18 protein-coding genes and 3 tRNA genes are annotated in these 26,586 nt (G+C 31.0%); 13 read left to right on the forward strand and 8 right to left on the reverse strand.

Annotation, left to right across the window (positions count from 1 at the left end; genetic code table 11):
* Positions 1–77 precede the first annotated feature (77 nt).
* Positions 78–2,624 carry an ATP-dependent Clp protease ATP-binding subunit gene (locus Q4512_RS13825; protein WP_303425712.1) on the reverse strand — a complete coding sequence of 849 codons (2,547 nt, stop codon included), beginning with the start codon at positions 2,622–2,624 and terminating at the stop codon, positions 78–80.
* A 262-nt stretch (positions 2,625–2,886) separates the two neighbouring features.
* Here Q4512_RS13825 and gyrA point away from each other — a divergent pair, with 262 nt between their 5' ends.
* Positions 2,887–5,436: a DNA gyrase subunit A gene (gene gyrA, locus Q4512_RS13830; RefSeq protein WP_303425713.1), complete on the forward strand. Its 2,550-nt coding sequence runs from the start codon at positions 2,887–2,889 to the stop codon at positions 5,434–5,436.
* Positions 5,437–5,467: 31 nt separating this feature from the next.
* Entirely contained in the window at positions 5,468–6,712 is a 1,245-nt protein-coding gene (locus Q4512_RS13835) for a tetratricopeptide repeat protein (protein WP_303425715.1), read from the forward strand.
* A 51-nt stretch (positions 6,713–6,763) separates the two neighbouring features.
* Here the strand turns inward: Q4512_RS13835 and Q4512_RS13840 are convergent, their stop codons facing one another.
* The gene (locus Q4512_RS13840; RefSeq protein WP_303425717.1) at positions 6,764–7,513 is read right to left on the reverse strand and encodes a C40 family peptidase; all 750 of its coding nucleotides are present in this window, start codon (positions 7,511–7,513) and stop codon (positions 6,764–6,766) included.
* 57 nt (positions 7,514–7,570) lie between these two features.
* The gene (locus Q4512_RS13845; protein WP_303425719.1) at positions 7,571–8,749 is read right to left on the reverse strand and encodes an acetyl-CoA C-acyltransferase; all 1,179 of its coding nucleotides are present in this window, start codon (positions 8,747–8,749) and stop codon (positions 7,571–7,573) included.
* Positions 8,750–8,873: 124 nt separating this feature from the next.
* Between Q4512_RS13845 and Q4512_RS13850 the strand changes: the two genes are divergently transcribed.
* The 5 genes from Q4512_RS13850 (at position 8,874) to Q4512_RS13870 (ending at position 11,621) form a co-directional block, all read left to right on the forward strand.
* A complete protein-coding gene (locus Q4512_RS13850; RefSeq protein ID WP_303425721.1) occupies positions 8,874–10,922 on the forward strand; it encodes an HD family phosphohydrolase in 2,049 nt (682 codons plus the stop codon).
* Positions 10,923–11,022: 100 nt separating this feature from the next.
* A tRNA-Ser gene (locus Q4512_RS13855) sits at positions 11,023–11,111 on the forward strand.
* A gap of 29 nt (positions 11,112–11,140) precedes the next feature.
* A tRNA-Pro gene (locus Q4512_RS13860) sits at positions 11,141–11,215 on the forward strand.
* 29 nt (positions 11,216–11,244) lie between these two features.
* Positions 11,245–11,318: transfer RNA gene (locus Q4512_RS13865), tRNA-Arg, on the forward strand.
* A 51-nt stretch (positions 11,319–11,369) separates the two neighbouring features.
* Positions 11,370–11,621, forward strand: a complete 252-nt coding sequence (locus Q4512_RS13870) for a GIY-YIG nuclease family protein (protein WP_303425722.1) — start codon at positions 11,370–11,372, stop codon at positions 11,619–11,621.
* 162 nt (positions 11,622–11,783) lie between these two features.
* Here Q4512_RS13870 and Q4512_RS13875 read toward each other — a convergent pair whose 3' ends face one another.
* The gene (locus tag Q4512_RS13875) at positions 11,784–12,905 is read right to left on the reverse strand and encodes a GTP cyclohydrolase (protein ID WP_303425723.1); all 1,122 of its coding nucleotides are present in this window, start codon (positions 12,903–12,905) and stop codon (positions 11,784–11,786) included.
* Positions 12,906–12,920: 15 nt separating this feature from the next.
* Positions 12,921–13,925: a transporter gene (locus Q4512_RS13880; protein WP_303425724.1), complete on the reverse strand. Its 1,005-nt coding sequence runs from the start codon at positions 13,923–13,925 to the stop codon at positions 12,921–12,923.
* Between the two features lie 107 nt (positions 13,926–14,032).
* On the opposite strand from Q4512_RS13880, the gene Q4512_RS13885 reads away from it, so the two are divergent.
* From Q4512_RS13885 to Q4512_RS13900, 4 genes are all read left to right on the forward strand, one after another.
* The gene (locus Q4512_RS13885; protein ID WP_303425726.1) at positions 14,033–14,308 is read left to right on the forward strand and encodes a DUF4834 family protein; all 276 of its coding nucleotides are present in this window, start codon (positions 14,033–14,035) and stop codon (positions 14,306–14,308) included.
* 118 nt (positions 14,309–14,426) lie between these two features.
* The gene (locus tag Q4512_RS13890) at positions 14,427–16,832 is read left to right on the forward strand and encodes a YfhO family protein (RefSeq protein WP_303425728.1); all 2,406 of its coding nucleotides are present in this window, start codon (positions 14,427–14,429) and stop codon (positions 16,830–16,832) included.
* A gap of 73 nt (positions 16,833–16,905) precedes the next feature.
* Positions 16,906–18,195, forward strand: coding sequence for a glycosyl transferase family 1 (locus tag Q4512_RS13895; protein ID WP_303425730.1), 1,290 nt, complete (start codon positions 16,906–16,908; stop codon positions 18,193–18,195).
* 60 nt (positions 18,196–18,255) lie between these two features.
* Positions 18,256–19,713 carry an oligosaccharide flippase family protein gene (locus Q4512_RS13900; protein WP_303425732.1) on the forward strand — a complete coding sequence of 486 codons (1,458 nt, stop codon included), beginning with the start codon at positions 18,256–18,258 and terminating at the stop codon, positions 19,711–19,713.
* Between the two features lie 87 nt (positions 19,714–19,800).
* Here the strand turns inward: Q4512_RS13900 and Q4512_RS13905 are convergent, their stop codons facing one another.
* Positions 19,801–20,901: a hypothetical protein gene (locus Q4512_RS13905; RefSeq protein WP_303425734.1), complete on the reverse strand. Its 1,101-nt coding sequence runs from the start codon at positions 20,899–20,901 to the stop codon at positions 19,801–19,803.
* Positions 20,902–21,177: 276 nt separating this feature from the next.
* Between Q4512_RS13905 and Q4512_RS13910 the strand changes: the two genes are divergently transcribed.
* The gene (locus Q4512_RS13910; protein WP_303425736.1) at positions 21,178–22,008 is read left to right on the forward strand and encodes a TlpA disulfide reductase family protein; all 831 of its coding nucleotides are present in this window, start codon (positions 21,178–21,180) and stop codon (positions 22,006–22,008) included.
* Between the two features lie 90 nt (positions 22,009–22,098).
* Here the strand turns inward: Q4512_RS13910 and Q4512_RS13915 are convergent, their stop codons facing one another.
* Positions 22,099–22,479, reverse strand: a complete 381-nt coding sequence (locus Q4512_RS13915) for a RidA family protein (RefSeq protein WP_303425738.1) — start codon at positions 22,477–22,479, stop codon at positions 22,099–22,101.
* A 74-nt stretch (positions 22,480–22,553) separates the two neighbouring features.
* Positions 22,554–25,289, reverse strand: coding sequence for a putative LPS assembly protein LptD (locus Q4512_RS13920; protein WP_303425739.1), 2,736 nt, complete (start codon positions 25,287–25,289; stop codon positions 22,554–22,556).
* Positions 25,290–25,416: 127 nt separating this feature from the next.
* On the opposite strand from Q4512_RS13920, the gene Q4512_RS13925 reads away from it, so the two are divergent.
* Complete coding sequence (locus Q4512_RS13925; RefSeq protein ID WP_303425741.1) at positions 25,417–26,535, forward strand: N-acetylmuramoyl-L-alanine amidase; 1,119 nt, start codon at positions 25,417–25,419, stop codon at positions 26,533–26,535.
* Positions 26,536–26,586 lie beyond the last annotated feature (51 nt).

Here is a 26,586-nt window from a genome sequence, read left to right on the forward strand (position 1 = left end):
TGTATTTGTTAAGATACAAAAAAAAAGAGGTTAACTAAAATTAATTAGAAAACCTCTTCATTAAATATTGTAAGTTATTAAGACTCAGCAGGTTTTTCTGCTTTTTCAATTTCAACTTTTAATTCATTAGATTCTTTATCTAAATCCATCATAATTTTATCTCCTTCCACTAATTGAGAAGTAATGATTTCTTCAGCTAAAGCATCTTCAATATACTTTTGAATAGCTCGCTTTAAAGGTCTAGCTCCATATTGCTTATCAAACCCTTTATCTGCAATATAATTTTTGGCAGCTTTGCTTAATTTTAAAGTATAGCCAAGATCTTTTATTCTTAAAAGAAGTTTTTCTAATTCAATATCAATAATTTTATTGATATCCTCTTTTTCTAAAGCATTAAACACTACTACGTCATCAATTCTATTTAAAAATTCTGGAGCAAAGGCTTTTTTAAGAGCATTTTCAATTACGCTTTTTGCGTTTGCATCTTCTTGTGCTTTTTGAGAAGATGTACCAAAACCAACTCCTGTTCCAAAATCTTTCAGCTTTCTAGCTCCAATATTGGAAGTCATGATAATAATGGCGTTTCTAAAGTCTATTTTTCTACCAAGACTGTCTGTTAAATACCCATCGTCAAGCACTTGAAGCATCATGTTAAATACGTCTGGATGTGCTTTCTCAATTTCATCTAATAAAACGACAGCATAAGGTTTGCGTCTTACTTTTTCGGTAAGTTGACCACCTTCTTCGTAACCAACATATCCTGGAGGAGCACCAACAAGTCTGGATATTGCAAATTTTTCCATGTATTCGCTCATGTCGATTCTAATTAAAGAATCTTCAGAATCAAACAATTCTTTTGCTAACACTTTAGCTAACTGCGTTTTACCAACTCCAGTTTGCCCTAAAAATATAAAGGAACCAATTGGTTTGTTAGGGTCTTTAAGTCCAGCACGATTACGTTGTATTGCTTTAACAACTTTTGCAACAGCTTCATCTTGACCAATTACTTTTCCTTTTATAAGTTCTGGTAATTGAGCGAGTTTATTGCTTTCTTTTTGCGCAATTCTATTTACAGGAATTCCTGTCATCATAGAAACGACATCTGCTACGTTGTCTTCGCTAACAGTTTCGCGATGTAATTTGGTGTCTTCTTCCCATTTTTCCTGTGCAATGGCAAGATCTTTTTCAATACGTTTTTCATCATCACGTAGCTTTGCTGCTTCTTCGTATTTTTGTTTTTTTACTACTGAAGATTTAGTTTCCTTAACTTCTTCTAACTGTTTTTCTAATTCTAGAATTTGTTTTGGTACTTCAATATTTGTGATATGAACTCGAGATCCTGCTTCATCTAAAGCATCAATGGCTTTGTCTGGTAAAAAACGATCTGTCATATATCGATTAGTAAGCTTTACACAAGCTTCAATAGCTTCTGGAGTATACTCTACGTTGTGATGCTCTTCGTACTTACCTTTAATATTATTAAGAATCTCTATAGTTTCATCTACCGTTGTAGGTTCTACAATTACTTTTTGAAAACGACGTTCTAGCGCACCATCTTTTTCGATGTACTGTCTATATTCATCTAAAGTAGTTGCACCAACACATTGTATTTCTCCTCTTGCTAAAGCGGGTTTAAACATGTTTGAAGCATCTAAGCTTCCAGTTGCTCCACCAGCGCCAACAATGGTATGAATTTCGTCAATAAAAAGAATAATATCATCATTCTTTTCTAGCTCATTCATAACGGCTTTCATACGTTCTTCAAACTGACCTCTATATTTTGTTCCTGCAACTAGGCTAGCTAAATCAAGAGTAACGACTCTTTTGTTAAAAAGAATACGAGATACTTTTTTGCTAATAATTCTGTTAGCAAGTCCTTCAGCAATTGCAGATTTACCAACCCCTGGTTCTCCAATAAGAAGTGGGTTGTTTTTCTTTCTACGGCTTAAAATTTGAGATACACGTTCTATCTCTTTTTCGCGACCAACTACAGGGTCTAATTTTCCTTCTTCTGCCATAGCAGTAAGGTCTCTACCAAAATTATCTAAAACAGGAGTTTTAGATTTTTTGTTAGATTTTCCTCCAGAAGGAGAATTAAAAATATCTTTAGACGCATCTTCTGGAGAAGAAGTATCGTCATCAGGAAACTCTGCTTTTGGTTCTATATAGTTATCGTCGTTAGTAATCATAAATTTAAATTGTTCTTTAACATTATCATAATCCACTTTCAACTTATTTAAAAGTTTAGTAGTAGGATCGTTTTCATTTCTTAGAATGCACAATAATAAGTGTGCAGTATTAATCGACGTACTTTGAAATAGCTTAGCTTCTAAAAAAGTAGTTTTTAAAGCACGTTCTGCTTGTCTTGTAAGATGTAGGTTTTTCTTTTCGTTAGTAGCTACAGCAACATTTGGATTCGCAGGACTTAAAATTTCTACTTTACGTCTTAAATGATTTAAATCAATATCTAATGCGTTTAATATGTTAATAGCTTTGCCATTTCCATCTCGTAATAAGCCAAGCATTAAGTGCTCAGTACCAATAAAATCATGGCCTAAGCGTAAGGCTTCTTCTTTACTAAATGCAATTACATCTTTTACTCTTGGTGAAAAATTATCATCCATAAATTGTTTCTTTCTTCATTAAAAATACTAAAATCCTATTACTAAAATCAAAAACTATACCTTAATTTATAGGATATATGCTAATAGACGAAAAAAAGTTTATAAAATCAAAATAATTAACAGCATACTTATTAACTAAAAAAGCACTCTCAATTGTTAATAAAAAGTCTTAAAAAAATCATTTGAAACGCTTACTATGACTAATGAAAGTTTTATATTAGCATGTTTTGAAAATAAGAGAATAATTTAATATTTTATATATATGGCAGAAGGAGAAAAACTCATTCCTATTAACATTGAAGATGAAATGAAATCGGCTTACATAGATTATTCTATGTCAGTCATTGTGTCACGTGCTTTACCAGACGTAAGAGATGGTTTAAAACCAGTGCATAGACGTGTACTATATGGTATGCATGAACTAGGTGTTAGAGCAAATAGCGCACACAAAAAATCTGCAAGAATAGTTGGTGAAGTTTTAGGTAAGTATCACCCACATGGTGATACATCTGTTTACGATGCAATGGTACGTATGGCTCAAGAATGGAGTTTGCGTTATATGTTAGTAGATGGTCAAGGGAACTTTGGATCTGTAGATGGCGATAGTCCAGCTGCAATGCGTTATACAGAAGCTCGTATGCGTAAAATATCGGAAGACATGTTGGCAGATATTGACAAAGAAACAGTAGATCATAAATTAAATTTCGATGATACTTTAGAAGAACCAACGGTTTTACCAACGCGTATTCCAGGACTTTTAGTTAATGGAGCTTCTGGTATTGCAGTAGGTATGGCTACCAATATGCCACCGCATAATTTAACCGAAGTTGTAGATGGTACTATTGCATATATTGAAAATAAAGATATTGAGATTGATGAGTTAATGCAACACATTAAAGCACCTGATTTTCCTACTGGAGGAACCATTTATGGTTATGATGGTGTTAAAGAAGCATTTCATACAGGAAGAGGACGTATAGTAATGCGTGCCAATGCTATTATAGAAGAAGTACAAGGTCGAGAGTGTATTATTGTTACCGAAATCCCTTACCAAGTTAATAAAGCAGACATGATTAAAAAGACTGCAGATTTGGTTAATGATAAAAAGTTAGATGGAATTTCTACTATTAGAGATGAATCCGATAGAAATGGAATGCGTATTGTTTACGTATTAAAGCGTGATGCAATACCTAACATTGTTTTAAATAAATTATATAAGTATACTGCATTACAATCTTCATTTAGTGTAAATAATATTGCACTAGTAAATGGAAGACCTCAATTGTTAAATCTAAAAGAGCTTATTCATTATTTTGTAGAGCATAGACATGAAGTAGTTGTAAGACGTACTACTTATGAGTTGCGCAAAGCGGAAGAAAGAGCACATATTCTAGAAGGTTTAATTATTGCTTCCGATAATATTGACGAAGTAATTGCGATTATTCGTGCATCATCTAACGCAGATGAAGCAAGAGCAAACTTAATTAAGCGTTTTGAACTTTCCGAAATACAAGCTAAAGCTATCGTAGAAATGCGTCTACGCCAATTAACAGGCTTAGAGCAAGACAAATTACGTGCTGAGTATGAAGAAATAATGAAAACCATTGAAGACCTTAAAGACATTCTTGATAAAAAAGATAGAAGAATGGATATTATTAAGGAAGAACTTCAAGTCGTTAAAGATAAATATGGTGATGATCGTCGTTCTAAAATTGAATATGCAGGAGGAGACTTAAGCATTGAAGATATGATTCCTAATGAAAAAGTAGTAATTACCATTTCACATGCAGGATATATTAAACGTACATCACTAACCGAATACAAAACACAAAATAGAGGAGGAGTAGGGCAAAAAGCTTCAACTACTAGAAATGAAGACTTCTTAGAACATTTATTTGTAGGTACCAATCACCAATACATGTTATTCTTTACGCAAAAAGGAAAATGTTTCTGGATGCGTGTTTACGAAATTCCTGAAGGAAGTAAAACTTCAAAAGGTAGAGCTATTCAAAACCTAATAAATATAGAACAAGATGACAAAGTAATGGCATTTATTTGTACTCAAGATTTAAAAGATGAAGAGTACATAAATAGTAATTTTGTAATCATGGCTACTAAAAAAGGACAAGTAAAAAAGACTTCTTTAGAGCAATATTCTAGACCTAGAACTAACGGTATTAATGCAATTACCATTAAAGAAGGTGATGAGTTATTAGAAGCTAAACTTACAACAGGTGAGAGCCAAGTAATGTTAGCGCTTAAATCTGGAAAAGCAATTCGTTTTGAAGAAGCTAAAACACGTCCAATGGGAAGAAATGCTTCTGGAGTTCGTGGTATAAGACTTCAAAATGAAGACACTGATGAAGTTATCGGTATGATAGCTGTTAACGACATGGAAAGCAATATACTTGTTGTTTCCGAAAATGGTTATGGTAAACGTTCTAGCTTAGAAGATTATAGAATAACTAATCGTGGAGGAAAAGGAGTAAAAACTATTTCTATTACAGAAAAAACAGGTAACTTAGTGGCTATCAAGAATGTAACAGATACAGACGACCTAATGATTATTAATAAATCTGGAATTGCTATACGAATGGCTGTTAAAGATTTACGAGTAATGGGAAGAGCAACACAAGGAGTTAAGCTTATTAATTTAAAAGGAAATGACTCTATTGCAGCTGTTGCAAAAGTAATGCAAGATGAAGATGAAGTAGAATTGGATGAAGATGGAAATGTGATAATTCCTGAAATCACTCAAAATACTAGTGATAATGAAGATGGCACAACTCTTGATATTACTGAAGAAGAATAAACAATACAATTAATTAAACAAACTTTAAAAAATGAAAAAAAGAGTAATTATAGCTTTAGCACTATCTGTTAGTGTATTTTCTTTTGCGCAGAAAAAAGAGCTTAAAACTGCCGAAAAAGCAATTAAAAATAATGATTTTTCTGTGGCTAAATCTATTTTAGATAAAGTAGAAAGTACTTATCCAGATATGGATGAAAAGTCTAGTGACAAATTTTATTATTTAAAAGGTAAAGCCCTTTATGCTAATGGAGCTGGTAATGATGCCGATTTAGATTTAGCAATTGAGAATTTTGACAAAGTAAAAAGTTCTTATAAAGTTGAAATTGGAAATGTAAAGCAGAATTTAATAAATACCCTTTTAACTAATTCTAATGATCAATATCAAGCATCACAATATTTAGAAGCAGTAAAAGGATTTGAAAAATTATATAAGCTAATTCCAACAGATACTACTTATTTATACTATGCTGCATCTAGTGCAATTTCTGGGAAAGATTATGAATCTGCAGGTAAAAACTATGAAAAATTATTAGCATTAGGGTATACAGGAATTGAAAAACAATATGTAGCAACTAATGTAGAGACTGGTGAAGTGGAAGCATTTCCACAATCTCAAAGAGATTTATTTGTAAAAGCAGGATCGCATGTAAAACCAACGGAGAAAATTTCAGAATCTAAAAGAGGAGAAATAGTAAAAAACCTTGCTTTTATTTATTTAAATAGTGGAGAATCTGAAAAAGCATTAACTGCTGTTCAAGCTGCTAGAAAAATGGATCCTACAGATGCTAATTTAATTTTATCTGAAGCTAATCTGCATTATAAAAATGGAGATAAAGAAAAGTATAAAATGTTAATAGAAGAGGCAATTCAATTAGATCCAGAGAATACAGATTTAATTTTTAACTTAGGAGTTGTTGCATCTGACAATGGTGATATTGAAAAAGCTAAGGAATATTACAATAAAGTAATCGAATTAGAACCTGAAAATATAAATGCACAAACCAATATGGCTGCATTGATTTTAAGTCAAGAAAATGCTCTAATCGAAGAGATGAATGGTTTGGGTACATCGAATGCAGATAATTTACGTTACGACGAATTAAAAGCAAAACGAACAACCATATACCATAGCGCAATTCCTTACTTAGAAGCTGTTTTAAAAGTACAACCTAAAAATATCGATGTTGCTAAAACATTATTAAATATTTATGGTGCAATCGGAGATACATCAAAAGAACAAGGAATAAAAACATTAATCGATTCTTTAGGGAACTAAAAGACGAATTTATTCATAAAAAAAAGCCACTTATTATAAGTGGCTTTTTTATTATATAATCTTTTTTATTACTCGCAGTTTGTGTGTATGCAGTCGCTTATCAGCATTGTAAATTCCTGAGTGATCTAAACGATCTATTCTAACTTTACCATGTGCATGAATAATATAATTATCTTCCATAATAATGCCAACATGGATTATATCTCCTTCATTATTATCAAAAAAAGCTAAATCTCCTGGTTCACTTTCTTCAATAAAACTTAAAGCTTCACCTTGGGTAGCTTGTTGTGATGCATCCCTTAATAGTTTATATCCATTAAGTTTGTACACCATTTGTGTAAAGCCAGAACAATCTATTCCTAAAGGTGTTTTTCCTCCCCAAAGATATGGTGCATTTAAAAAGGAGAATGCGGTTTGTATAAGGTTTTCTTTCGGTTTAATAGTTTGCGTAGTAGATCCATCAAAAGTATGATCTAATAAGTTTAAACCGTTTAAAGAAGCTCCTAAAGTAACCGGATATAAATGTTGTTCTTTGTCTTGTACAAATTCAATTAAGTCATTAGAAAGAATTGGGGTTTCTTGATCTAAAGTACTGTACTGTTCTTCAGTAATTTCAATATATTGTTTATTATCAATCCAACCTTCATATTTATCAAATGCTAAACGAATTTTGCTCCAAGATTTACGTTGCTCCAAAACTTTAAAATAATCACCATATAAAACTTGCGAAACGAGTTCGGTTTTGTCTGAAGGTTCAAATCTTAAAGGAACAATGCTTAAGTTACAAATTCCGTATTGCATTAATTAGAATTGAATTTAGATTAGGTTTTAGATTAATTTATTTAAATTTCTAATTAGTTAGGAACGCTCGATAACAATTGCAGAAGCACCACCACCACCATTACAAATAGCAGCAGCACCAATTTTCGCATTGTTTTGCTCTAACACATTTAATAGTGTAATAATTATTCTAACACCAGAGCATCCTAAAGGGTGACCTAAAGAAACAGCTCCACCATTTACGTTTACATTGCTATCGTTTAAACCTAGAATTTTCATATTGGCTAATCCTACAACAGAAAAAGCTTCGTTAAATTCAAAATAATCTACATCCTTAATAGATATTCCAGCTTTATCTAATGCTTTTGGTAAAGCTTTAGAAGGAGCAGTTGTAAACCATTTTGGTTCTTGAGCAGCATCAGCATAACTTTTAATACTTGCTAAAGGTTTTAAACCTAAAGCATTCGCTTTTTCTCTACTCATTAAAACCATGGCACCAGCTCCATCATTTATTGTAGAAGCATTAGCAGCAGTTACGGTTCCATCTTTACTAAAAGCTGGACGTAGCGCAGGGATTTTATCCATTCTTACATTCGAAAATTCTTCGTCTTTATTTATAACAACAGGTTCTCCTCGTCTTTGCGGTACTTCAACAGGAACCACTTCATTGTTAAATTTTCCAGCTTCCCAAGCGGCAGCAGAACGTGTGTAAGACTGAATAGCATAAGCATCTTGATCTTCTCTTGAAAACTCATATTCTGTTGCACAAGCGTCTGCACAAACTCCCATTGCATTTTGGTCGTAAGCATCCACTAGGCCATCACGTTGCATGCCATCTTCCATTTTAGCTGGACCAAATTTTGTAGCAGTTCTAGCGTGAAAATAGTGCGGAATTAAACTCATGTTCTCCATTCCTCCAGCAACCACAATATCTGCGTCTCCTAAAGCAATAGCTTGTGCTGCTTGCATTACGGTTTTCATACCAGAAGAACAAACTTTATTAATAGTAGTACAGGGTACTGTATCTGGAATACCAGCATAAATAGCTGCTTGTCTTGCTGGTGCTTGACCAGTACCAGCTTGAACAACATTACCCATTAAAACTTCTTCCACCATTTCTGGATTTAAGTTTATTTTTTCTAGTGCTCCTTTAATTGCTATTGCTCCTAATTTAGGAGCAGGAATTGTAGATAATGCGCCTAAAAAGCTACCAATTGGTGTTCTTGCTGCAGATACTATTACTACTTCTTTACTCATAAGAATGTACTTTTAAATTTAATTATTGCGAAATTAATCAATTTTTAGCATAAATTAATACGATTAACATTTTATAAGTATTTAAAAAGTATATTTTATTACATTTGAAAATAGTATTACCTCTATGAAAGACTTTATCAACAATTTATATAAAAACCATGCACTAATATATAAGGTGCTACTATTTATAAGTGCCACCGTATTGATTGTGTATTTATTTCCTAAGCAAGGAAAATTTAAATATAATTTTGAACAGGGCAAACCTTGGCAATCTGAAAATTTATATGCGCCTTTCGATTTTGCAATTAAAAAAACTTCAGAAGAAATAAATAAAGAAAAGCTACTTATTGAAAAACAAGCAAGTTTGTATTTTAACTTAGAGGATAAAATAGAAAACAATGTTCGAATAAATTATAAAGCTGGTTTTTATGAGATTTTTCCAGATTCTCTTTCAGATGCATCTCTAAATAAATTATTTAAAACTGGTGAATTAATTTTAGATAATTTATATAATAATGGAGTATTAAGCGAAAACTATACTTTTTCCGAAGATAAAAAAAGTGTTATTCTTAACGCACAAACTACAATTAAGCAAACGTTGTTTTCAAATTTAGTGAAACAAAAAGATCTTTCTTCTATAGTAAATAAAGTTTTAGCAGATAGGGAACAAGATTATTTTCAAACTCAATTTCTAGCCTTATTTTTTGATGTTGTAGAACCAAATCTCACCTATAATAAATCGTTAACAGAAGGCGCTTTACTAGAAGATTTAAATAGAATAGCCTACACAAGAGGAAGTATAAAAAAAGAGACCTTAATTATCTCGAAAGGGGAAGTTGTAGAAGGAGAGAAGTATCAAACTTTAGAGTCTTTAAAAAACGAATACAAGTCGCAAGTGTGGACTGCTTCAAACTATAATTGGGTTGTTTTTGCTTATACTTTATTAGTGGCATTAGCTTTATTAATGCTATTACTATTTTTAAGAAAATATAGATTAGATGTTTTTAATAACAACACTAAAGTTACTTTTATATTTTTTAATGTTATTTTAATGGTATTGTTAACCACTTTGGTTATTAGCTACAATTCGAAATATTTATATGTAGTTCCAATTTGTATACTACCATTGGTTTTAAAAGCTTTTTTTGATGCTAGACTCGGTTTGTTTACACATGTAATAACTGTTGTATTATTAGGGTTAATTGTGCCTAATAGTTACGAATACATGTTTTTACAAATTATAGCAGGTATTGTAACAATACTAACGGTTTCTGAGTTGTATAAAAGAGCGAATTTATTTATTTCGGTAGGACAAATAACACTTATTTATATCATTGCATATTTTGCGTTTTTTGTAATTCATGAAGGAAGTGTAGATGCCATACATTGGGAGACTTTTGGTTTATTTGTGTTATGTGGACTAGCAACACTATTTGTACAACCACTTATATACGCTTATGAAAAATTATTTGGTTTAGTTTCCGATGTGTCTCTATTAGAATTGTCGGATACTAACTCAAAATTATTAAAAGAATTATCTAATAAGGCTCCAGGAACTTTTCATCATTCTTTAAACGTGGCTAATTTGGCTGAAGCTGCTGCGAATGAAATAGGAGCAAATGCTATGTTAATTCGAGTAGGAGCATTGTATCATGATATTGGTAAAATGAAGAACCCTACATTTTTTACCGAAAATCAATCTACAGGAATAAATCCTCATGATGAATTGTCTTCTATTGAAAGTGCGAATGTTATAGTAGATCATGTTATAGATGGTATTGAAATAGCAAGAAAAAACAACCTTCCAGATCGTGTAATAGATTTTATTAGAACCCATCATGGTACCAGCGTAGTTTATTATTTTTATAAAAAAGAGAAAGCTATAAATGAAGACATAAAGAAGGAAAACTTTATGTATCCTGGTCCTAAGCCATTTAGTAAAGAAACAGCAATATTAATGATGTGTGATAGTGTAGAAGCAGCTTCTAAAAGTTTAAAAGAACCAACATCTACCAAAATTGATAAATTTGTAGAGAATATAATAAATAAGCAAATGGAAGGCGAACAATTCTTGAATGCCAATATTACTTTTAAAGAAATTCAGTCTATAAAAAAAGTGCTAAAACACAAGCTTGCAAACATTTATCATTTACGAATAGAGTATCCAGAATAATTTTTTAAAAAAAGTAAAAAAAATGCTTGTGTTGTTTAAGATGAAAACTTACATTTGCATCCGCGTTTAAATATAAATGCGATGTTCATATAAAATTATTGGAGAGGTGCCTGAGTGGCCGAAAGGAGCGGTTTGCTAAATCGTCGTAGGTGGAAACACTTACCCAGGGTTCGAATCCCTGTCTCTCCGCAATTTTCAAATTAATTTTTGATAACCTTCGGGGTGTAGCGTAGCCCGGTTATCGCGCCACGTTTGGGACGTGGAGGCCGCAGGTTCGAATCCTGCCACCCCGACACTGTTTTCGTAGAAACATAAAAACTACGGGCTCTTAGCTCAGCTGGATAGAGCACCTCCCTTCTAAGGAGGCGGTCTCAGGTTCGAATCCTGAAGGGCTCACTTAAAGCTTCACAGAAATGTGAGGCTTTTTTGTTTTAAAAAACTATTACAATGACTTGCTTTACGTATATACTATTTTCAAAAATAATCGACCGTTATTATGTTGGTTACACATGCAGTGCATTAGAAGAAAGGTTAAGAAAGCATAACACCAACCATAAAGGTTATACTGGTAAATCAAACGATTGGGAAATAGTTTATTCTGAAAATTATGAGAGTAAAACCGAAGCGTATTCCAGAGAAAGAGAAATTAAGAGTAAAAAATCTAGAAAGTATATAGAGAATCTTATTCATAAAGAATAGAGCATTCCGCATTTCTTCGGAACGGTCTCAGGTTCGAATCCTGAAGGGCTCACTTAAAGCTTCACAGAAATGTGAGGCTTTTTTGTTTTTATGGTTTTTTTATTTAGTAATAAAAAAAGCTTCCAATTTCTGGGAAGCTTTTTTTGTTTGTAATAAAGTTACTTATTGTATAACTTTTTTAAATGTCTTTCTGCGTTTAATAATTTTAGGATTAAAGTGTTTCCAAATTTGTTGTATAGCAATATTGTTTGCTAATTCTGGAGTTCGTATACAGTTTTCTATTCCTAAGGCATCAAAAGTTTTGTAGCATTCATTAAATATAATTGCTGTAATACCTTTGTTTTGGTATTCTGGAGCAATTCCTATTAAATAAAAAATAACATCTTTACTTTCTCTTTTAGCTTTTAGAAGTTTTAAAAAGCCAAAAGGAAAAAGCTTTCCATTAATTTCTTGTAACACTTTAGAGAAGGAAGGCATAACTATCGCAAAAGCAATCATTTTATCGTCTTTATCGAAAACAAATTTTATGAATTCTGGATTAATAAAACTAATAAACTTCTTTTTAAAATATGCTTTTTGTATATCTGTTATTTCAACAAAAGAAGATAGAGACGCATAAGATGTATTAAACAAATTAAACATTTCATCGACATATGGCATAACTTCTTTTGTTTGCGTAAAATTACGCGCTTTAACTTTGTAGCGTTTTTTAATTAAATCATTTGCTTTTGTAAAAGAGGTTGGATCTATATTTCCAAAAGGAAAACTGCTTTCTATCCATTCCTTTTCTGGTAGGTAGTTATGCTTTTCTAAATGTGTTACGTAATAGGGGTGATTATACCAAGTAATCATAGTACCAATAACATCATAACCTTCGGTTAAAACACCAACTTTATCTAGATTAGAAAACCCTACAGGACCTTCTGTATACTCTAAATTATTTTGCTTGCCAATTTCTGCAACTTTGTCTAAAAGCGCTTTAGATACATCTAAATCATCCACAAAATCAAACCAACCAAAACGCATTTTCTTTTCATTTTGGTTATTAACTTCAAGCCAATTAATAATTGCAGCAACGCGTCCTACAATTTCGTCGCCTTTGTAGGCAAGAAAAAAATAGGCATCTGCATCGTTAAAAACAGGGTTTTCTTTTTTGTCGAAAGTTTTTAATTCTTGCGAAATTATTGGCGGTACCCAATATTTAGAATTCTTATAAAGCTGGAATGGAAATTTAACAAATGCTTTAAGCTCTTTCTTTGTGTGTACTTGTTTTATGGTAATCATAAAATCAATAGTTCTTTATTCTTCATCAAAATTCTGTTCTTGCTTTTCTCTATTGTTCTTTTTAGATTTTCTAGATTCTTTATTTCCTTTTTTACCTTTTTCTTTTTTACTTTTCTTACCATTTCCAAGTTCACCACCATTATCTATTTCTTTATCTTGATGAAAATCTAATCTATAAGATGCGCCAACAGTAACTCCAAAAACAGAAGGAGTGTCTTTAGTGTTTAGTGTTAGTGCAGTATCTAATTGAAAATTTCTATTCCAAAGATATGCACCTCCAAATCGAATTAAGTTATCTGCGTAAAAATCACTGCTTATTCCTTGAGCCTCACCAAAAACAACCCATTGTTCGTTTATAGATTTGGTAAGTGTTAATATATAAGAAAAATCAGATTGATCAGTACCAATCCTATCTTTTACAAAGTTCATAACATATACCCATCCACCTGCAAAGTTGTTTTGAGTTGCAACCATGATTTTTGGACTAAATCCTTCTACACCATACGCTGTGAACGGATTATCTTTAGTGTCAAAATTTGCACCAACATAAACTGCAACAGCAGGAACTAAGGACTTCCATTTAAATTTATGGTTCGCATTCCAGCTATATATGTTTGGTTTTTCATCTCCTGCTTTTTTGTACGGATCGTAGACTAGGTATTTTGCTCCAATAGTAAGTGTTTTAAAATTACTGAATTTGTCTTCGTTAGCAACTGTATTTGTAAAAGTTCTTTTAGTAGATTGATAAGTCCCTTCAATATTAAGCTCTAATTGCTCCCATAATAAACCATATCTAGCGGTGAAATCGATACCAAAACTTTTGTCATCTCGTTTTAAACGTGAATGGTTTTCATTTAACATATATGGTCCTGCTTCAAATTGAATAACATTTGTGCCTACTGAAAATGCACTTTTAGAAACACCTGGTCTGTTAGAGTTTATTACTTCTGTATATTGTGAGTATCCAGAAAGCGAAACAGAAAAAGCAAAAATTGCTATATAGAATTTTAAGAACTTCATGTTTTATGGGTTTATTTGGCTTCAAATATATATATTTTATATTTTTTTTAAGTATTTATAAGATAAATTAAGACTTAAGAATTGTATTTTTGTTAAAAAATGATTTTATGTTGCAATTAGCATCTGTTACTGGAGTTGTAAAAATTATCTTAATCATACTTTTAATCTATTATGGTGTGAAAATTTTATCAAGAATATTTGCTCCTATTTTATTAAAATTTATTACCAAAAAAGCGGAACAGCGTTTTGGTGAACAGTTTGGTGGTTTTAGAAATCCACAACAAACAAAAAAAGAAGGAGAAATTACTATAGATAAAATGCCAGAGAATAAATCTTCTAATAAGAATGTTGGCGAATATGTAGATTACGAAGAAGTAGAATAATGCTATTTTTTTTATTCTTTGTACTTCTATAAAAATTCCAAAATATTAGCTTCACATAAATTGGCTTAGTTTCAAAAATTATGATTATTTTTCAAACTTATTGTTATACATATAATTCATGCAGTTTTCTATAAAAAAAGTACTTCCTCATTTTCTTGTTCTAGTTGGTTTTGTAATTCTTTCACTTGCATATTTTAGCCCTGTTTTAAAAGGAAAGCAAATTTTTCAAAGTGACATCATGCAATATACAGGGATGGCTAAACAGCAAATCGATTATAGAGCAAACACTGGAGAAGAAACCTATTGGACCAATAGCGGATTTGGAGGTATGCCAACCTATATGCTTGGTGCAAAATACCCGCATAACTACATAAAAAAACTAGATTTAACTTTACGTTTTTTGCCTAGACCAGCAGATTATTTATTTCTGTATTTTATAGGCTTTTATGTGCTATTGTTAGTTTTAAAAGTAGATTTTAAACTAGCAGCTTTAGGAGCTTTAGCATTTGGTTTTTCTACCTATCTCATAATTATTTTAGGAGTTGGACATAATAGTAAAGCACATGCTATTGCATATATGCCATTAGTTTTAAGTGGAATAATTCTCACTTTTAGGCGAAAATATATAGTCGGATTTTTACTAACAACTGTTGCTATGGCTTTACAGTTGGTGGCTAATCATCCGCAAATGACATATTATTTAATGTTATTGGTTATTATTTTAGGAATTGCCTATTTAATAGATGCTTACAACAAAAAAGTGTTGCCACATTATTTTAAATCTGTTGGTTTGTTAGTTGTTGCTGTTATTTTTTCTTTAACATTAAATGCAACGAACCTTTTGGCTACGCAAGATTATGTAAAGGAAAGTACTAGAAGTAAAAGCGAATTAACTATTAATCCAGATGGATCACCAAAAGAAATAACCTCTGGACTTAGTAAAGAGTATATAACAGAATATAGTTACGGGTTTTTAGAATCTTTTAATCTATTTATCTCCAGAATTGTTGGTGGCGGAAATTATGAAAATGTAGGTAAAGACTCTGCTTATTTTGATTTATTAGTTGCTAAAGGAACCCCTCCTTTACAAGCAAAAGAATATGCAAAAGAAGCTCCTACTTATTGGGGAAATCAACCAATTGTTGAAGCTCCTGCTTATGTTGGTGCTGTTGTAATTTTTCTATTTGTTTTTGCGCTTTTCTTGGTGAAAGGACGATTAAAATGGTGGATTGTAGGCGGAACCATTTTCTCCTTATTACTTTCCTATGGAAAAAATTTAGGCTTACTTACAGACTTTTTTATTGATTATGTACCACTATATAGTAAGTTTAGAGCTGTTTCTTCTATTCAAGTAATCTTAGAATTATGCATTCCTATTTTAGCTATATTTGGTTTAACTAGGCTATTTAACAATTTTGAAAAAGATGAAGAAAAGCTTAAAGCTTTAAAATATACTGTTGGTATAACTGCTGGAATTGCTATTTTGTTTTTACTCTTTAAATCTGCTTTTAATTTTTCTGGTGTAAATGATGCATTTTTCAAACAAAAATATGGTCAGCAGTTTATAGATGCTGTTCGAGAAGACAGAAAAATGTTGTTTTCAAAAGACACTATTAGAACGCTTATTTTAGTGCTACTTTCTGCCGGAACTATATTTATGTTTTTAAAGAAAAAATTATCCGAAAACTTAGTAATTGTAGCTTTTGCAATATTGATAGTTTTCGATTTAGTTTCAGTAGACAGACGCTACGTCAATAATAACGATTTTGTTTCTGCCTTAAAGGTTAAAAAACCATATCAAGCAAATCCTGCAGATATTGAAATTCTTAAGGACACTACACATTTTAGAGTTTTTGATCTTACTGATAATTACTCCAGAGCATCCTTTTTTCATAATTCATTAAGTGGTTATCATGCTGCAAAAATGAGGCGCTATAACGAGCTTTTCAATTTTCATATTACTAAAAACAATATGAATGTTTTAAATATGCTAAATACCAAGTATATTATTGCAGAAGAAGAAGGAACTATTTTTCCGTTTACCAATACAGATGCGAATGGAAACGCTTGGTTTATTGAAGAATTAGAGCAAGTTGCAACTGCTAATCAAGAAATTATAGCTTTAGATAGTTTAGACACAAAAAGAAAAGCTGTGTTTCTTAAAACGGAAGCTATTAATGGGAATACAAGCTTTAAAGTAGATTCTCTTTCAAACATTACTTTAAAAGAATATAAGCCTAACTATATTAAATATCAGTCAAATAATAACAATCCTGGGTTTGCTGTATTTTCTGAAGTCTATTTTAAAGAAGGATGGAATGCATATATTGACGGAAAATTAGAAAAACATTATAACGTAAATTATGTATTACGTGGTATGAAAATACCAGCAGGACAGCATATAGTAGAATTTAAATTTGAACCAAAAGTTATACAAACAGGTAGTACAATTACCTTAACAAGTTCTATTCTTTTCGTTTTACTATTTATAGGGGGATTGTTTTTTATATTTAAGAAAAAGTAGCTATCATTCCTGTAAAACAGGAATCCACAATAGTTTCAATTTTTAAGATTCTTGCTTTTAAAGGAATGTCAAAATGAATAAAAAAAAAGTACTTATTATAAGCTATTACTGGCCACCAGCTGGAGGGCCAGGAGTACAGCGTTGGCTTAAATTTGTAAAGTACTTACCAGAATTCAACATAGAACCTATTGTTTATATTCCTCAAAACCCTAGTTATCCTTTAATAGATGAAAGCCTTGTTGAAGAAGTGTCTAATGCAACGACTATACTTAAACAACCTATTAGCGAACCTTATAAGTTAGCAGGAATTCTTTCTAAAAAAAACACAAAATCTATTAGTAAAGGCTTGATTCCTGATGTAAAAAAGCAAAGTATTTTACAGCGTTTATTATTGCTTATTCGTGGTAATTTCTTTATTCCAGACGCTAGAAAAGGTTGGGTAAAGCCATCGGTAAATTATCTTTCTACTTACATAAAGGACTATCATATTAATACAATTATTACAACAGGACCACCACATAGTCTTCATTTAATAGGCTTGAAACTTAAAGAGAGGTTAGGAGTAAATTGGATTGCAGATTTTAGAGATCCTTGGACAACTATTGGCTACCATAAAGAGTTAAAGCTTACCAGTGCTTCCAAACAAAAACATATCGATTTAGAACGTAAAGTTTTGCAAACTGCAGATCAAATTATTGTAACAAGTACAATAACAAAATTAGAGTTTCAAGAAAAAACAAAGCAACCAATAGCAGTAATTACAAATGGTTATGATGTTGAAAAAACAAAAGCAATTTCATTAGATGAAAAATTTACATTAGCACATATTGGTTCTTTATTAGCAAAAAGAAACCCGGAAGTTTTATGGAGAGTTTTAAATGAATTAATAACAGAGAATAATGAATTTGCAAAACAGTTTCAGTTAAAATTAGTTGGAGCTGTTAGTCCAAATGTAATTAATAGTATTGAGCGTTATGGGTTAACTATTCATTTAGATATGGTTGGATATGTTTCACATAGTGAGGCAATTATGTTTCAGAAGGAATCGCAATTATTGTTGCTGATTGAAATCGATTCAGAAGAGACCAAATGTATCATTCCTGGGAAATTATTTGAGTACATGGTTTCTAACAGGCCTATAGTTGCATTTGGTCCAAAAGGAACAGATGTAGAAAAAATTATAGTAGAAACCAATACCGGAAATTATTTTATTTATTCGGATTATGAAAAATTAAAAAGTGTAATTTTAATGCATTTTAAAGCATTTCAAGAAAACAAACTAAAATCGAATGCTATTGGATTGCAAAAATATAGTAGGAGAGAACTTACTGGTAAATTAGCAGAATTACTTCGTGAAAAATAGAATTAGCAAAAATGTAGTAACTTGCTTTTTGGAATTTAAATTTAGGGATTATATAATAATATGGGAATAGTTGCTTCACAATCCATTAAAAACACCATCGTTACCTATTTAGGTTTTGGTGTTGGAGCAATTAACACCTTATTTTTATATACCGCTTTCTTATCTCCTGAACACTATGGATTAGTAATTTATGTACTTTCTACTGCAAATTTAATGATGCCATTACTAATTTTTGGCGTTAATAATACTTTAATAAAATTTTACTCTTCGTACAAAACAAAGAAGCTTCAAAACAGCTTTCTAACTTTCATGTTGTTTTTACCTTTGCTTTTTGTTATTCCTGCTGGTCTTTTAGGTTCCTTATTTTATGAAACTATTGCTAATTGGTTAGCAAATGAAAATCAAATAATAAAAGATTATACATGGTTAATATATGTATTAGCCGTTGCTTTTGCATATTTTGAAATCTTTTTCTCATGGAGTAAGATTCACTTTAAATCGGTGTTTGGTAATTTTATGCGAGAAGCTTTCCATAGATTAGGTACAATGACTTTATTACTAGCAGTATTCTTTAATAAACTAACTGTAGATCAATTTATTTACGCAATAACTATAGTGTATATTATTCGTATGTTGATTATGATGGGCTATGCTTTTAGCATTCGTTTTCCTAAGTTAATCATTACTAGATCTTTTGATTATATTACTGTTTTAAAGTATAGTTTTCTTATCATTATTGCTGGTTCTGTATCCATGATATTATTAGAGTTAGATAAGTTTATGCTTGGTGAGTTAATAGAAATAGAAAATGTAGCATATTATAGTGTTGCCATTTTTATTGCAACAGTAATTGCTGTGCCTGCTAGAGCAATGCAACAAATTGTGAATCCGTTAACAGCTTCCTATTTAAATAATGAAAACCATTGGGATTTAGAACAACTCTATAAAAAAAGCTCTATAAATTTATTTATAATTGGAGGTTTTATTTTTGTTTTGATACTGGTTAATATCAATCAGTTATATGCTTTATTAAAACCAGAATATAGTCAAGGATTATTTATTGTAATTGTTATTTCTGCAGTAAAATTAGTAGATAATCTTTTAGGAAATAATAATGCTATTATTTTTAATTCTAATTATTACAGAATTATATTAACCTTTGGTTTCTGTATTGTATTACTTGCTGTTAGTTTAAATTATTTGCTCATTCCTATCTATGGAATAGAAGGAGCAGCAATTGCAAGTGTTATTGCTTTTACTATTTATGATGCATTAAAATTATGGTATGTAAATTTAAAATTTAAAATACATCCTTTCACAAGTAAAACAGGATATACATTAGTGTTAATTTTATTCCTTAGTTTAGGTTTTTATTTCTGGGAATTCCATTTCCATCCTATTATTAATATTGTTATTAAAAGCACACTGGTAGCAATTTGTTATGCATTTGTTGTGTTTAAATTCTCTTTATCTAAAGATATCACAACACTAATAAAAAAATTATTAAAAATTGAATAAGATATAGGCTTTCTAATAAAAGAAAACCCTATCAAGTTGCTTTGGGGCAAACTAATGATAGGGTTTTCAACTAACTAACCAAAATTTTTATCTTCTACTTTTTGTGCTTCTTGAGCTAGAGGTTGTTCTATTTGTATTTCTAGATGATCTGCTTGTAACTTTGCTATTTGCTCTAACGGATGCATTACTCGCTACTTTTCTATTGGTTCTTGGTATACTAGTAGATACATTAGAGTTTTTTCTAGGTGTACTTGTTGTTACTCTTGGTGTAGACCTCGTTTTTTGTTTTGTAGAAACCGAAGTTCTAGGTCTAGGTACATTTGTTGTTGTTCTAGGTTTTGTTGTATTCGTTATTACTCTAGGACTAGAATTATTAGTTCTAGGAGTACTTGTAGCTACTCTTGGCCTTGGAGTGTTATTTCTAGGAGAAGAAGTTGTTACTCCACTTCTAGGTCTTGGCGTGTTTGCACTTACTGTATTTCGAGGTCTATCGTTTCCTCTAGTAGCCAATTCACTTCTTCTGTTTATTGTGTTTCCTCGTCTACTAGCAACTGCAGAGGTACGTCTGTAATTGTTAGAAAAAGGTCTAGTATATTGGTATCTAATAGGTCTATAATTTTGTCTATATGGTCTATTAAATACAACACAATGATTAATATTAGGAATTCTAAAAAAAGCATGCCATGGTCTATAAACATAAAAGCGGTTATACATATTTATGTAACCTGTATGGTGTGAAAAACGGTTATATCTGTTATAGTGAACATATAAACCGCCAACTTGTGTTACAAAACCAAAATTATTATAGTTAATAAAAATATTTCCCACTTGGCTAACTCGACCATAGTAATCATAAAAAACTGGAACATGTTCTACTTGAACAATGGCGCCAAACTCATCATATTGCACATATGCATTATAATCGTATCCTGAGTTAAAACTAATATTTGTATTACCATGATTCACAGACACATTTATGTTAGGCCCATAATTACGCATGTAAAAATCAAATTGACCATCCGGAAAGATTGAAAACTCTACACCTTGTTCTACAAAAATGAAAGAATTTCCATAACCTCTAGAAGTGCTACTAGTATTAATATTGTCGTCTACTGTTGTGGTTGTAGTTGCGTTTACAGTAAATCCTGTTAAAAGGATTGTTGTTAAAATTGCTAAAATCTTTTTCATAATTGTAAGTTTTAAAATTGAACTTACTATAAGAGATACAAGCATCGTGCCAAAAAAACAAACCGGCTTTTAAAGCGCATTTTTACAGCTGTTTCATTGATTTTCTTTTTATCTAAGTAGAAAGTAAAGTTTCTATTTTGCAGTATTTTTTAATGCAATTATATGTAACTATTTTTTTTATAATATAATTTTTCAACTGTAATAGTCAATATTTTATTAATTCAACTATATTTGTAGTTATACAACTGTAAATATAGTTATAAAATATTTTCCTTCATGAGTACAAATAAAAAATTAGTAAATAGAAAAAATATAATATGTAAATTAATTCTAGCTTTAAGTTTTGTCTTATTTAATTTTTATGCTTTAGCACAAGAACAAGAAATTAAAAAGCCAGAATATGTAATCATATCAAATAACAAAATAATTACAAAAGAGCAACTTAATGCGATAGCTAATAAGGGCTTAATTAAAGCCATGAATAAAGGTGTTAGTATAGAAAAGTGGCGAGAACTATTAGAAACTATAGGGGATGAAGTAGGTGACAGAGAGTTTATTATTATTATAGACCTATTTACTGAAGAAGAGAAACAGCAACTCCAAGTAAAATTAGAGGGGACACCTAAAATAGAAAAAAAACAAAAAGCGCAAGTAAAGGAGCTGAAGTTAAATATAGGGGATATTGCAAGTGACTTTAGTGTGCAAATGGTAAACAACGAAGTTATCAGGCTCTCCAATTTAAAAGGGAAAGTTGTTCTAATTAATTATTGGGCAACTTGGTGTGCGCCGTGTTTAATGGAGTTTGCAGAATTTCCTGAAAAAATATTAGAACCTTTAAAAAACAAAGATTTTGTTTTAATACCTATTGCTATTGGTGAAAAAAAAGAGGTGGTTTATAATAAAATCAGGAAAATGAAAAAATACGGTGTTAATTTTAATGTTGGTTATGATCCCGAAAGTGAAATATGGAACCAATATGCAACAGGAGCAATTCCTAAAAACTTTATTGTGGATAAAAATGGAGTTATTAAGTATATTTCTATTGGTAATGCGGAAGGAAATGTAGACAAATTAGCAATAGAAATTAATAAATTACTCGAGGAATAGAGAGCTTCAATTTTGGTAATTATCTGGTTTAAAACCCCAAAATATTTGATTGCTATTTGGGGGTTTTAATGGTATTTAAAAATGTAAAATTTAAATAACAGCTATACAGCTAATCTCTACATTTACAAATTTTGGTAAGTTAGCAACTTCAACAGTTTCTCTAGCAGGAGCAGAGCTATCATTAAAATATTGACCATATACTTCATTTATTGGAGCAAAGTTGTGCATATCGCTAATAAAAATAGATGTCTTTATAACATTATCGAAAGTCATGTTTGCAGCAGCAAGCACGGCTTTCATATTTTCCATAACTTGTTTGGTTTCAGTTTTAATGTCGTCTAAAACTAATTCTCCTGTTTCTGGATGTAAAGCAATTTGTCCAGATGTATATAAGGTGTTTCCAGAAAGTACAGCTTGATTGTATGGACCAATAGGTGCTGGTGCGTTTGGTGTAGTGATTATTTTTTTCATGATTATAAAGTTATTCAATTACTAATTATTAAGTTGTATAAATAACTTAATAATCATAACTATTTTATTAAAACCTAAAGTTGATCATCAGGCTGTCTACGTTTTTCGTACTTGATATCTTTTAAAATACTAGATTTAATTCCTATAAAGAAATTCCAAGAACTTCTTGTACTAAACGGTACCCATGAAAAGTTCATTCGCCAACTTAATAAATCCCGTTCAAAACGCAACTGTGTATAGGTGAAACCTTGATTTTTTAAATCGTAACCAGAAGATGCTCCAACAGACCACCTTGGAGCAAATTCAATATCTCCAGAAAACATTAGCGAATGCGATGATATTTCATTTTGTCTTGCAGCATTCGAGTAGTTTACAGCGTATGCAAGACGTAAACTCCAAGGTATTTTATAATTATAAAATTCACTAGGTTTTTTTTCTTCTTGCTCATTGTTGTTTAATCTTTGGTCTGCAAAATCTTGATTAACACCAAATAAATCATCTGCTCGTCCACCACTACGTAAATTTTCTTCTCTGCTGTTTTCTCTACTTTCGTCGTTATCACCACTAAAAGTTTTACTATTTAATGTATAATTCATGGTTAGGTTTGCGCTTGTAAGTCTAAATAAGCTTCCTCCATTATTTACATTGTAAGTATCTATTTTACTGTTATTATTATCTAAAGCATAAGGGTCTAATACAGCTCCAAAGTTAATAGACATTTTATCATCCAGTATTTGTGTTCCACCACTTACACGTAAAGGACTCCACTGTAGTGAATCTCCAGCAAAATTATATGAGGTGGAAAAATTTAAATTATTTAATAAAATGATTTTTTTTGCTTCGGTTGCAGTACTATCTTTATCTCTTACTTTAGCTTCAAAATTATTAGAAAGATTTAACCCTAAAGAACTGGAAAAAGTTTGACTTGGAGAACCATAAATATTATCTTCAAAACGTGTAAAATCTACAGTTTCTACTTCTTCAGCAACTTCTCCATCTGCTGTAACAACTTCATAAGAATCCCAATACCTATCAAAAGAAGGGTTAATATTATAGCTTACCGAAGGACGCATAACATGCCTAATGGCTTTTAATTTTCTATCTTCTCCTTCTTTTTCAAAATTAAACATTCCGTAAAGTGTGGTTCCTAAACTTGTGCTAAAATTGTAAGTTCTAAAAGCATCAAAACCACTTTTTTCTATTTCAACTTCTTCTTCTAAATCCGTATCGTAATATTTGTCTATAGTTTTAAACGTCCAGTTTTCTTCATAATTGGTACTAGCACTTAAACTAAAATATTTGAAAAGTTTGAAGTTTGTAGACAAAGGAATGCTATGCTGAATACCACTTTTTGCATCGTCCCACATTGCTTTTTTAAAGAAAAGAGAATCTGTTGTAGTAATTCTATTTTCTGCACTTAAATTATACTGAAAGTTTATATTTTGTATAATTCCTTTTTTGGTTCCAGTTTCGCTTGCAAATGGAAAAATTCTACTAACACTTGTTTGTATAGTAGGAAGTGTCATTGTTATGCTCTCTGTATTTGTGTTTTGAGAATGAGTTGCAGTAGCACTAAAATTTACTTGTGGTTCGCCTTGAAATGTTTTAGAATAGGAGATAGAAGAAGACAACGTATTGTTTAAAAAATTGGCAACGTTTACTTGATTTATCGAGTTTTGATAATAGGTGCTACTTCCTAGGTTTACGGATGCAGAGAAACGTGAATTTGGACTAGCTTTTGTGTCTTGACTGTGTGACCAACGTATATTGTATATGGTACTTTTTGAGTAATCTGAAAAACCACGTTCGCTAGTAATTAGATTTTCATATCTAAAACCAAGATTACCGTTAAACTTGTAGCGAACATTATATTTGCTTTCTAATCGTAAACCATAACTACCATTGGTGTAATAATCACCAAGTACTGCTAAATCTAAATAATCACTTAAAGCAAAATAATAACCGCCATTTTGTAAAAAATATCCTCTAGAGTTTTGCTCACCAAAACTAGGGAATATAACACCAGAAGTCTGTTTTTTTGTCAATGGAAAATATGCAAAAGGCAATCCAATAGGAGTAGGGACTCCATAAATAAACATATTAGTTAATCCAGTAGCAACCTTTTCGTCAGGAACTACTTTGGCTTTTCGTAACAGAAAATAATATTCTGGATCCTCCCGGTTTTCTGAAGTTGTATATTTAGCGTTTTGTACAAAATACACCGAGTCGTTTTCTTTTTTAGAGACCTCACTATCAAAAAAACCGCCAGCTTGTTCTGTTCTAGAATTAAATATTAAAGCTTTTTCTGTATCAATATTGAAACGAATAGAATCTGGTTCTACAATTTGTGTGCCTTGTTTAAAAACAGGGTGTTGGGTGTATTCGCCTAGAGAATCTTTAACCCTTCCTGCATATACTTCATTTTTGCTATAATCGATTACAATTATTCCTGCTTTAATTTCCATGTCGCCATAAATAATTTCGGCTTCGTTATATAAATACAATTTTTGCTCTTTCTTATTAAAAGAAGTATAGTCTTTCGCTTTGTAACTAACAATGTCGGTAAGGAATTCCGATTTAGGCTTAACGGAGTCTTTTTTTGTAGAGTCTTGGCCTTTTTCGGTGAGTTCCAATGTAGAAACCGCTTCTTTTGGCTGTAAAACATCGTTTACATTAACTGCAATTGTGTCTCCTTTTTTTATAGGTGCAATCTCTCCTCCAGATTTAGGTCTGTCTTGTGCAAAGCCAAACATGTTAATAAACATGGTAAAACTTAAAGCAAAAAGTATTTGAAATTTATTTGTACGCAACGCTTTTAATGTATTTTTGTAAAAGTATGGCTCGGTTTTTGAATTGCCAAAATTACATATATTTTTTATGATTAATTTAATATTAAGCAATTTAAAATAATACAAGCCTAAAATAGTTATTATCTGTATGCAAACGAATAGATTATCACAATTCTTATCTTTTATAATAGTATTAACGTTTTTTGTTAATATATCTAATACATATGCACAACAAACAGAAAAATTTGTAGTAGTAATAGATGCTGGTCATGGAGGGCATGATCCTGGAAGACCAACAAAAAATGGGTATACAGAAAAGGATATTGCTTTAAAAGTTGCTTTGCAGGTTGGTAAAAATCTAGAGAGTAATAAAAATATTAAAGTTATTTATACCAGAAAAACCGATGTCTTTGTAACACTTCGTGGAAGAGCAAAAATTGCTAATGATGCAGATGCAGACTTATTTGTTTCTATTCATTGTAATGCAAACCACACACAAGCACATGGAACAGAGACATATGTATTAGGTGTTGGTAACACAGAACGTAATTTTAATGTTGCTAAAGCTGAAAATGAAGTAATATTTTTAGAAGATAATTACGAAAAACATTATGAAGGTTTCGATCCTAATGCTCCAGAATCTTTAATAGGCTTGACTTTAATGCAGGAGGAATATGTAGATCAAAGTATTATGTTGGCAGATTTAGTAGAAAAAGGATTTCAAAACAAATTAAAAAGAAAAAGTAGAGGAGTAAAACAAATTAGCCTTTGGGTGCTGCACAACACATACATGCCAAGTGTTCTTATTGAAACTGGATTTATTACAAATACAAGTGAAGGAAAATATTTAAATTCTTCTAAAGGACAACAAGAAATCTCTAAATCTATAAGTAATGCTATTTTAGACTATAAAGGTACTTTAGATCAAAATATAGGGGAATTTGTTTTTACTCCTCAGGAAGAATTTCCAAGTGTCACTAATGAGAAAGAACAAATTATTGAAAATGTAGTTTTTAAAGTGCAAATTGCTGCTAGCTCAAGAAAACTAGCTCCAAAGGCATATAATTTTAAAGGGTTAGATGCTATTTCTAGAGAAAAAGAAGGTGCTCTTTATAAATATTTTCATGGATATACATCCGACTTTACTAAAGCTAAGAATTTACAAGCAAACGCAAAAAGTAAAGGATATACATCCTGTTTTATAGTTGCTTTTAAAGATGGAATAAAAATTACTCTAGACCAAGCCTTAAAAACAAGTGCTAATTAGAGCCATTCTTTATAAATTTATTTCTAATTTTGTTTCATAACCAATCCAATT

The organism is Oceanihabitans sp. 2_MG-2023 (assembly GCF_030547245.1).
Lineage (GTDB): Bacteria > Bacteroidota > Bacteroidia > Flavobacteriales > Flavobacteriaceae > Oceanihabitans.